The organism is Actinomyces sp. (assembly GCF_030530635.1).
GTDB lineage: Bacteria > Actinomycetota > Actinomycetes > Actinomycetales > Actinomycetaceae > Actinomyces.
Map to the genome: position 1 here is coordinate 1 of NZ_JAUMUL010000084.1, position 9917 is coordinate 9917.

General features: G+C 65.2%; 7 protein-coding genes. 6 read left to right on the forward strand and 1 reads right to left on the reverse strand.

Features of this window, described 5'->3' with window-relative positions:
• Nucleotides 1-117: 117 nt before the first annotated feature.
• Nucleotides 118-2202: a transketolase gene (tkt, locus tag Q4A20_RS13870; protein ID WP_303123859.1), complete on the reverse strand. Its 2085-nt coding sequence runs from the start codon at nucleotides 2200-2202 to the stop codon at nucleotides 118-120.
• 439 nt (nucleotides 2203-2641) lie between these two features.
• On the opposite strand from tkt, the gene Q4A20_RS13875 reads away from it, so the two are divergent.
• The 6 genes from Q4A20_RS13875 (at nucleotide 2642) to Q4A20_RS13900 (ending at nucleotide 9398) form a co-directional block, all read left to right on the forward strand.
• Nucleotides 2642-3676 (forward strand): autoinducer 2 ABC transporter substrate-binding protein, encoded by a 1035-nt coding sequence (locus tag Q4A20_RS13875; RefSeq protein ID WP_303123861.1) that lies wholly within the window; start codon nucleotides 2642-2644, stop codon nucleotides 3674-3676.
• Between the two features lie 71 nt (nucleotides 3677-3747).
• Nucleotides 3748-5286, forward strand: coding sequence for a sugar ABC transporter ATP-binding protein (locus Q4A20_RS13880; RefSeq protein ID WP_303123862.1), 1539 nt, complete (start codon nucleotides 3748-3750; stop codon nucleotides 5284-5286).
• Nucleotides 5283-6299 (forward strand): ABC transporter permease, encoded by a 1017-nt coding sequence (locus tag Q4A20_RS13885; protein ID WP_303123864.1) that lies wholly within the window; start codon nucleotides 5283-5285, stop codon nucleotides 6297-6299. Before Q4A20_RS13880 ends, Q4A20_RS13885 begins: the two co-directional genes overlap by 4 nt.
• Nucleotides 6296-7363 carry an ABC transporter permease gene (locus Q4A20_RS13890; RefSeq protein WP_303123866.1) on the forward strand — a complete coding sequence of 356 codons (1068 nt, stop codon included), beginning with the start codon at nucleotides 6296-6298 and terminating at the stop codon, nucleotides 7361-7363. The genes Q4A20_RS13885 and Q4A20_RS13890 overlap by 4 nt, the downstream gene beginning before the upstream one ends.
• A gap of 5 nt (nucleotides 7364-7368) precedes the next feature.
• A complete protein-coding gene (locus Q4A20_RS13895; protein ID WP_303123868.1) occupies nucleotides 7369-8445 on the forward strand; it encodes a LacI family DNA-binding transcriptional regulator in 1077 nt (358 codons plus the stop codon).
• Complete coding sequence (locus Q4A20_RS13900) at nucleotides 8442-9398, forward strand: sugar phosphate isomerase/epimerase (protein ID WP_303123870.1); 957 nt, start codon at nucleotides 8442-8444, stop codon at nucleotides 9396-9398. Before Q4A20_RS13895 ends, Q4A20_RS13900 begins: the two co-directional genes overlap by 4 nt.
• Nucleotides 9399-9917: the final 519 nt, after the last annotated feature.

Sequence of the window (9917 nt, forward strand, 5' to 3'; positions counted from 1 at the left end):
GGGCTAACCCCGCCCCGGGGGTGGGCGCGGGGGGGCGGTGGGGCGGCCCCCCCCCCGGGGGGGGGGCGACCACCCGGGCGGCGGCTGGGGCCGCCCCCACGCCTTGGTGGACGTTCGTCAGGCGCGGGCCAGGGCGTCGCGGGCCCGCGCGGCCACGGCCTCACCGGTGAACCCGTAGTCCTCGAACAGCTGCGCACCGGGGGCGGAGGCGCCGAAGTGGTCCAGGGAGACGATCTCGCCGCCGTCGCGGACGAGGTCACGCCAGCCCATGGCCGAGCCGGCCTCGATGGACACACGCACGCCCGCCTCGGGCAGCACGGTGGCCCGGTAGGCCTCGTCCTGCTGGGCGAACCACTCCAGGCAGGGGGCGGAGACCACCCGCGTGGGGGTGCCCTCGGCCTGTAGCACCTCGCGGGCGGCGACCGCCACGCCCACCTCGGAACCGGTGGCGATCAGGACCACAGCGGGGGCGACCTCGGCGCCGTCGGCATCGGTGGCCTCGGCCAGCACGTAGGCGCCCCGGCGCACGCCGGCACGGGCGGCCTCGGCGTCGGCATGGACGGTCAGGTTCTGGCGGGACAGGACGATCCCGGCCGGGCCATCGGGGCGATGCAGGATCTGTGCCCAGGCAGCCGCGGTCTCATTGGCGTCGGCGGGGCGGACGACGGCGAGCCCGGGAATGGCACGCAGAGCGGCCAGGTGCTCGATCGGCTGGTGGGTGGGGCCGTCCTCACCCACACCGATCGAGTCGTGCGTCCACACGAAGATGGAGCCCAGACCCATCAATGCGGCCAGGCGGACGGCCGGGCGCATGTAGTCGGAGAACACCATGAAGGTGCCCCCGTACGGGCGGGTCAGGCCATCCAGTGCGATGCCGTTGAGGATGCCGCCCATGGCGTGCTCCCGGATGCCGAAGTGCAGCGTGCGCCCATAGGGGCCGTCGCCGTCGGAGCGGGCCAGGTCGGCGGGCAGGAAGGAGGGCTCTCCGGCCATGGTGGTGTTATTGGAGCCGGCCAGGTCGGCGGACCCGCCCCACAACTCCGGAGCCACCGGCGCCAGCGCGGAGAGCGTCTTACCGGAGGCCGCCCGGGTGGCCAGGGCGTCACCGACCTCCCACACCGGCAGGGCGGCCTCCAGACCCTCATCCAGCTTTCCGGAGCGAAGGCGCTCCAGCAGGGCGGCCCGCTCGGGGGAGTCCTGCTGCCAGGTGGCCAGGCGGGCGTCCCACTCGCTGCGGGCGGCCGCGGCGCGCTCAGCGGCGTGTGAGCGGGTGAAGGCGACGACGTCGTCGGGCAGCTGGAAGGATGCTGCCGGGTCCAGGCCCAGCGCCTCCTTGAGTCCGGCGACCTCGTCGGCGCCGAGCTTGGCGCCGTGTGAGGCTTCGGTGCCCTGCTTGGTGGGGGAGGGCCAGGCGATGATCGTGTGCAGGCGGATCATGGTGGGGCGCCTGGTCTCGGCGCGGGCCGCAGCCAGTGCCTCGTGCAGCGCCTGCAGGTCCTCGCGGTAGGCGCCGCCCGTCTTCCAATCGACGTCGAGCACCTGCCAGCCGTAGGCCTCGAAGCGGGCGGAGGGGTCTTCGGTGAAGGAGATGTCGGTGTCGCCCTCAATGGAGATGTCGTTGTCGTCGTAGATGGCGATCAGGTTGCCCAGTTGCAGGGTGCCCGCGAGGGAGGCGGCCTCGGAGGTCACTCCCTCCTGCATGCAGCCGTCGCCCATGATCGTGTAGACGAAGTGGTCGAACAGGGAGGTGCCGTCGGCGGCGTCGGGTTCGAACAGGCCGTGCTCGCGGCGGGCCGCCATGGCCAGCCCGACGGCGTTGGCGAAGCCCGCCCCGAGCGGGCCGGTGGTGGTTTCAATGCCGGGGGTGTGGCCGAACTCGGGGTGCCCGGGCAGGCCGTCGGGGGAACGGAAGTGGGTGAAGCCCTCCACCGGGATGTCATAGCCGGTCAGGAACAGTTGGCAGTACTGCAGTAGGGAGGCATGGCCGGCGGAGAGTACGAAGCGGTCGCGACCCAACCAGTTCGGGTCGGCCGGGTCGTGGCGCAGCTCGTGCTGGTAGAGCAGGTGGGCCACCGGTGCCAGCGAGATCGCGGCGCCGGGATGACCCGAGCCCGCTGCCTCCACGGCGTCGGCGGCCAAGGCCTTGGCGACGTTGATGGCCTTGAGATCGAGGTCGGTGAGCGCGATGGGCTCGGTGGTCATGGGGTGGCTCCTTGTCGGTTGTCTGGTGCGGTAGATGGTGTTGTAAGCGTGGTTGTAAGCGTGCGCCCGGCCGGTGAGCGTGCCCACCGTAGTAGCTGAATGCATCATCTACGCAGTCGGCGTGGTCGGCAAGGCTGAACGACGCACATAGGTGCGGGCGGCCGGTGCGAAGTCGCGGAGGTGGCGGCGTTACCGGCATGCCGGGCATGCTGAGCGTGCCGGGCGGATACAAGTGGAGGGGTGAGCTGCACGAGGTAAAAGTATCACGGTCGGACAAACGTTGGTGGGGGAGGTTGTGGGTAAGTGTCCGTTGACACGTTCGTGTCTCCTGGTACACAATCGTCACATCGCGTTTTGAACCGGTCCAAAGGGGGGTCGGTGTAGCGGGCGTGCGTACTCATAGAGGAGTGCGCGGGAACGCTGTTATGGAGGGACTGACATGAAACATCGTCTGGCTGAAGTGGCGGCGGCCGGCGCCATGTGTCTTGCATTGGCGGTTGCGGGTTGCGCGGGCGGCAGGGCCGGAGGCCCGTCGAACGAATCCGGCCGCGGCGCGGCGGACGGCGCGCCGGTCTCCGTGGCGTTCGTGCCGAAGATTCAGGGAATCCCCTTCTTCGAGGCCATGAATACCGGCGGTGCCGAAGCCGCAGAGGAGTTCGGTTTCAACTGGGTCTACTCCGGACCGAATACAGCCGATCCCGCCGCGCAGAGTGAAGTCGTGCGCTCATTGATGCAGCAGCGGGTGGACGCTCTGCTCATCGCGCCCAATGACCCGGACTCCATGGCGCCTTTGATCACCGAGGCACAGGATCAGGGGATCAAGGTGGGGACGGCGGACACCGATGCGGCGTCGTCGTCCAGGGAGGTATTCGTTACTCAGGCCACGAATGAGGCGATCGGCACGACGCTGCTGGAACAGATGGTGGAACCGATCGACGGGAAGGGGCGGGTCGCGATCGTATCGTGCGGCCAGACCGCGTCGAACCTGAACGCATGGATCGAGGTGTTCAAAGACAAGGCCGCCGCCGACTACCCGGACATGGAGATAGTCGACACCGTCTACGCCGATGAGGACCAGGCCAAGGCCGTCACCATGGCCAAGAACCTCATTAATGCGCATCCGGACCTCAAGGGCCTGGTAGGGGTGTGCACGACGTCCGCGCCCGGTGTGGCGCAGGCCGTCCAGGAGTCGGGGAAGACCGGGGAGATCGCCACGGTCGGCGTCGGGACGCCGCAGGCGATGCTGCCGTACCTCAAGGACGGATCTGCGAGCTCGGCGGTGCTGTGGGATGTTGAGGACCTCGGCTACCTGACGGCCTGGGCCGGTTGGAGGCTCGCACAGGGGGATACCTTCGAGGCCTCCCAGGATGTGGGCAGGATATCCGGGGTGACCTTTGACGAGGAGTCGAAGACGCTCATCCTGGGGGAGCCGCTGATCCTTACCGAGGAGAACGCCGGGGACTACGACTACTGACCCGCATTGTGAACCGCGGTGTGCGCGGTCGGCGGGATCGTGCGCACCGTACGAGCGCTCAGGGGGACATGGTGAATGCGGGAGTTGAACAGACGCCTTCGGGAGGAGACATTCTGGAGGTAAGGGGGATCGACAAGCGTTATGGCGGCGTTCACGCGCTCAGGAACGTCGACTGGTCCGTCCGCGCCGGAGAAGTGCACGGCCTGGTCGGTGAGAACGGAGCGGGGAAGTCGACCCTCATCAAAATGATCAGCGGTGCCGAGCGGCCAGACCGGGGCGCTGTACTGATAAGCGGGCAGCAGATCGTGCTCGGGGATACGCAGTCGGCCCTGGCGGCGGGGGTGTCCCCGGTGTATCAGGAGCCGGAGTTGTTTGCCGATCTGTCCGTGGCCGAGAACATATTTCTCGGACGCGAGGAGACTCGTATGGGCCGAGTCGACTGGTCGGGTCAGCAGGAGAAAGTTGAAAGGCTGCTGGGACGCCTGAGGCTCGATCCCGAAATCATGCACCGGCGGGTGGGTGATCTTCCGGTCGGGGAGCAGCAACTGGTTTCAATCGCAAAGGCGTTCGCCGTGGATGTTCGTCTGCTCATCCTGGACGAGCCGTCGGCCATACTCACCAATACGGAGATCGACCGCCTTTTCGATATCATCCGGGGGCTGCGCGATGATGGCATAGGAGTAATCTATATCTCGCATCGGCTGGATGAGCTGGGGCGCATCACCGACAGAATCACGGTGATGCGTGACGGCGTCGTCATAGGTACTTACGCCACCGCGGATATGTCGCCCACCAAGATCGCGCAGGCCATGGTGGGCGACAAGTTCGAAATCGCGGATCGGTCAGGCAGGAGTAGCGCTGCGACCGATGAAGTGGTGCTCGAAGTCTCCGGCCTGGCCCAGGGTGAACGACTCAAGCATGTCGATCTGCAGTTGCGTCGCGGCGAGATAGTCGGCGTGTACGGGCTCATCGGCTCGGGTACGACGGAGCTAGCGCGCGTGCTATTCGGTGTCACGCGCCCAGATGGCGGCGAGATTCGGTTGCACGGAGAACCGGTGCGGATACGCTCCCCGCGGGGTGCGATGAGAAGGGGACTGGCCATGCTCCCCGGCAACCGGAAGCTACAGGGCGTGTTCCAATCCAAGAGCCTGGTCTTCAACGTCTCCGCCAGCCATCTTCCGTTCTTCTCCATGATGGGTTTGTTCAACGACGGGCACGCCCGCCGCTCAACGGCTGACTTGATTCGCGGTCTGGGCATCAAGGCGCCGAGCCCGGCAACACCGGTGGCTGCGCTTTCCGGAGGAAACCAGCAGAAGGTGGTCATGGGCAGGCAGCTGGTCGAGGCGCCCGAGGTGCTGCTCGTAGAGGAACCCACCCAGGGCGTGGACGTGGGCGCGAAGTCTGAGATACATCAGCTGATCCTGGACCATGCCGCGGAGGGTCGTTCGGCGATTGTGTTCTCCACCGACTTGGAGGAGATCCGGTTCCTGGCGGACCGGATCCTAGTGATGCGACACGGTGAGGTGGCCGCCGAGCTGAACGGAGACGTGTCTGCGGTCACGCTGCTGAGTGCTGCGTCTGGAGAGCTTGAGAGCGAGGCGGCAAGATGAGTCGGGCAGTGCTGCACCGGCGCGGCGGTACGTCGCATCGACTCGGGCGGGCTGCCCGCAGACGCGTGGTTGAAGGCCAGGAAATGGTTCTGGTGGCAGTGATAGTACTGCTCTGGCTGGCCATGGGAGTCACCACCCCCACCTTCGTTGAACCGTCCAGTATCTTTGCGATCTTCTACACGGTGGCTCCGATAGCACTCATAGGTATTGCGATGACGCCGATCATGTGTGCGGCTGGCATCGACGTCTCGGTCGGTTCCAGTCTCGCCGTGGTCATGGTGGTGGTCTCGAAGCTCCTGCGGGACTTCGATATCAATGCTCCGGCGGCGATCGCCGTGGCGCTGCTGGTGGGCAGCGCATTGGGAACCGTCAACGCCACGCTGATCGCCTTCGGAAGAGTCCCCGCAATGGTGTGCACATTCGGCACCCTGAACGTCTTTCGCTATATCGCCCTGCAAGTGTTCGGCGAGACCCAGGTCGCGGGTGTTCCGGGGACCCTGGCCTTTCTGGGCGGCAGCATTTCTCGGGCGCGTCTTCTGGGGTTGCCCAACGCGATGTGGCTCGCGGTCATACTGGCGGCGGTCGTGTGGGCGTATATGAGGCACTGGGCTGCCGGGCGACACTTGTACGCGATCGGCAATGATGCCGACGCCGCTCGGCTGGCCGGCGTCAAGGTCAGGCGTCGCGTATTTGTTATGTACGTGTTCTGCGGCGCCATGGTGGGGCTGGCCGCCGTCGTGTCGGTTGGCGGAGGCGGTCTGATCCAGCAGAACGTTGGAATCGGGATGGAGATGTCGGTGATCGCGGCGTGCGTCATCGGCGGGACCTCCGTCGTCGGAGGGCGCGGCACAGTGTTGGGAACCATGCTGGGAGCGGTGTTGGTGGGAAGTGTGCAGGCGGCCGTGATCCACCTGCATCTGCCGACGGAGATCACGCAACTGTTTGTTGGAGTCATCATCCTGATTGCGGTGGGTGTGGATCTGCTGCGGCAGTCGAGGAGGGCGAGGTCATGACGGTGCCGGCGATGGACGATGCGGTGAACGGCGAACGCAAGTCCGCACCTGCGCAACTCCTACGCGTCCTAATGACGGAGCGGACCGCCGCGCTCGCGCTGCTGACGCTGGTGCTGGTAGCCGTGTTCTCGGCGCTGGGAAGAGGTGGGTACCTGTTCGCGGACTTCGACGCCGCTTACATGGTGTCGTCATTGCAGTCCCTCGTCCCGGTCGCGCTCCTGGCGCTGGCGGAGATGTTTGTCATCATCTCCGGATACTCGGGCATAGATCTCTCGGTCGGCGCCATAGTGTCACTGGCGGGGATGTTCTTCGGCCATTTGGTTCAGAACGTGGGGGTGCCCCTGGTCCCGGCGATCGCCTGCACGGTTATCGCCGGCGGATTACTCGGCGCTGTCAACGGTGTGCTGGTGGGGTATCTCAGGTTCCCCCCGCTGATCGCAACTCTGGCGACGCAGTACGCATACGCTTCTATCGCCATGGTGGTATCCGGTTCGGCGCCGATCTCCGGAGACAGGATCACGGCGGCCAACGGGACCCTGACCGGCCGCGTGGCGCTGTTCGGCCTGATGTTCCCGACGCAGGTGTTGACTGTCTTGGTCCCGAGCGTGCTCGTCTCATGGCTACTGCTGGACCGCATGACGTGGGGGAGGTCGCTGCTGGCGGTGGGGACGAATGCGACTGCGGCACGCTATGCGGCCCAGCGTGTTCGTTTGATACGGGGCTCGTCCTACCTGGTGTCCGGTGTGCTGTGCGGTTCGGCAGCGGTCGTCAACGTCGCCCAGTACGCTTCAGCTAGGCCGGACGCGGGAACTGCGGGAAACGGCATGGCACTGACCGCCATTACCATTGCGGCACTCGGCGGTGTCTTGATCCAGGGAGGTTCCGGGAGGGTCAGCGGTGTCGTCATGGCGGCGGTGCTGATCACCTGGCTCAATGCAGGACTGCTGATCTCAATGGAGGGTTCGGCCGGCTCTCGGTCCCAGCTGCTCGCGCTCGGCGCGGTCCTGATCTGCTCAATCCTGCTCAATAGTTACGCGGCTCGTCGGTATCAACTGCGGAGCTGAGGTGTATGGACACGCTGCGCGGCGGGAGGCCGAGGATTCGGGAGGTGGCGCGACTGGCGGGCGTCTCTGTCGGCACGGTCTCGAATGTCATCAACCATCCCGAACGAGTGTCCGAGGGTTTGCGTCTGCGGGTGGAGTGGGTGCTCGAGGACAGCGGTTTCAGTCCGGATCCCACGGCCCGCGCGCTGAGCCTGGGTCGTTCGTCCATGATAGGAGTTGTTTTCTTCGACATTTCTAATCCTTTCTTCGCCGAGGCTGCGCATCAGTTGAGCCGGCGGTTTGAGGAGCTCGGCTGTTCGATGGTTATAGCCGAGACCGATCAGGCCGCTGACGTTGAGAGTCGGGTCCTTCGTAATCTGGAGCGCGTAGGCGTCGACGCCTTGATCCTGTGTTCGACCGGAGCGTGCTGGGAGGACCTGGTTCGCTTGCGCGATCGTGGCGTTCCGGTTGTGTTGATGGCGCAGCGCAGCGAGCGCCCGGGTTTTCCGTCGGTAGGTATCGATGACTATGGCGGCATGCGGAAGGTGGCTCGTCATCTTTGGGGTCGTGGACTGCGCCGCTTCAGCTTTGTCAACGAACCGGTAGCGGCTACGCAGCATCGGGACCGTTGGTGCGGTTTCTCTGATGAACTCCTCTCCTGCGGCATGGCGGTGGAGGATGTCGATGTTCAGTGGGCGTCCGGACCGACCTGGGACGGCGGATACGAGGTTGCGCGGCGTGTTCTCGCCGGCCCCTGCGATGTGTGGCCGGATGCCTTCGTGTGCCTGAATGACCATTTGGTCATGGGCGTCTGCAAGGCGATCGCGGATGCCGATCTGACGGTTGGGCGCGACGTGTGCGTGTCTGGCTTCGACGACGTGCCGTACGCGTCGGTACTGGGCGTGCCGCTCACCACTGTGCGGCAGCCGATTGCGGGCATCTGTAGATATATCGCGCAGCAGATCGGCGCTTTCTTTAATCGGGGGGGGGATGATATCGGGACGTACTTTCGATGCGGAGTTGATTGTGCGGCAATCGGCATAGTCGTCGCTACAGGTTTCATGTTTCTTGTATGTGTCACGGAGTTAGGAGTTGTGGGATGATGTTGGAACAGAATGTCGATCGGTGGAGGCGTGAACTCGTTGAGCAGTACCTCTCCGCGAAGGAGGCGAACCCCGATGTATTCGCGCCGAAATTAAATCTGTCGTGGTCGAACTGGGGATTCGGGCTGGAGGACCTGGAGCGCTCTGCGGAGAGGCTGGCGATCAATGGGGTTACGTATATCGAACTCCATGGTAATCACTACGGTCCTTCGTTGGGCTATGAGGTGGAGGAGACACGAGCCGTTCTCGATCGGTACGGCCTGCGGACGTCGGGCGTCTGCGGCATGTTCTCGGATGACAATGATCTGTCGTCGAATCGCCCCGTGTGTCAGCAGGCCGCGCTCGACTATATTCGGCGAGAGGTCGAGTTCGCCCATGCTATGGGTGGCCACTACTTGCTGGTTGTGCCGGCGTCGGTGGGGCGTGCCGACGCTTACGACGCCTACGAGTTCGAGCGTTCGGCGCTGGCTCTCAGACGGGTCGCGCATGTGTTCGCCGAGTATGGGGTCAAGGCCGCGATCGAGCCGATCAGGTCCGCCGAAACGTCGATCGTGCATACGGTCGCGGATGCGGTGGCGTACATCAATGCGGTTGATTCGCCCGGCGTTCAGTGCATCAATGGCGACGTCTACCACATGCAAGTCGAGGAGCAGTACATCCCGAGGGCCATACTTGAGGCCGGGGACCGGCTCGTCAACCTGCATCTGGCCGATTCGAACAGGCGTGCATTGGGCGACGGCTCCCTCGATCTGGATGCGGTCATCATGGCGGCCTACCTGGTCGGAGCCAACTCCGAAGGCCGCTTCATGACCCCGGAGCCGCTTGGTCCGGGGGCAGGCCCGTATCCCGCCCGCAATGGTATGCCTGACGTTCCGGCGCTAGATCGGCTCGTAAGTGACACGGTGGCCTACTTCCGTGAGCGCGAGGATGCGGTTCGTTCAATGAGTGCTTGAGTATGCAGGCGGTGGTCGAGCGACCTGTCGAGTCCCTTGGTGTCGGCCGGTCCGCCGGTTGGGTTTTAATGATGCCACTTAACCGGCGCTTGGCGTTTGGGCGTGGTGGTTGTCGGTGTTGAGTGGGGCTGTGGGAGCCGGGAGGGTTGTTTGTTGGGGGTCTGTCGTTGTGGTGTTTTCGGGTTTTCTGTGTGGTTTTGTGGATAGGTGGTGTTTGTGTGGGGGTGTTGGCTGTGTTGTGGATGTGCCTGGTGGTGTTGGCTCGGTGGGGGTGGGCGCCGGTGCTGTTGTGCCAGGTACCGGAGGGTGCGGGCGGTCATTGTAGGGGGCAGGCTGTGGGGGGCTCCTGGCCGGAGGGCCTTGACCCTTGACCGAGGCCCTCGGGTCGCGCTGCCCGGGCACGGGAGTCCTCCTGTCAGACACGAGTATGTCGTCAAAGGCACGCGTTTTGGAGTTTTGTGGGGGGGGGGGGGGGGGGGGCGGGGGCAGCACACCGGTCTGGGGGCCGCCCCGGGGGGT

Coding starts and splice junctions, on each gene's coding strand:
- tkt (WP_303123859.1), bottom strand. CDS start 2,202: ATGACCACCGAGCCCATCGCGCTCACCGACCTCGATCTCAAGGCCATC.
- Q4A20_RS13875 (WP_303123861.1), top strand. CDS start 2,642: ATGAAACATCGTCTGGCTGAAGTGGCGGCGGCCGGCGCCATGTGTCTT.
- Q4A20_RS13885 (WP_303123864.1), top strand. CDS start 5,283: ATGAGTCGGGCAGTGCTGCACCGGCGCGGCGGTACGTCGCATCGACTC.
- Q4A20_RS13890 (WP_303123866.1), top strand. CDS start 6,296: ATGACGGTGCCGGCGATGGACGATGCGGTGAACGGCGAACGCAAGTCC.
- Q4A20_RS13895 (WP_303123868.1), top strand. CDS start 7,369: ATGGACACGCTGCGCGGCGGGAGGCCGAGGATTCGGGAGGTGGCGCGA.
- Q4A20_RS13900 (WP_303123870.1), top strand. CDS start 8,442: ATGATGTTGGAACAGAATGTCGATCGGTGGAGGCGTGAACTCGTTGAG.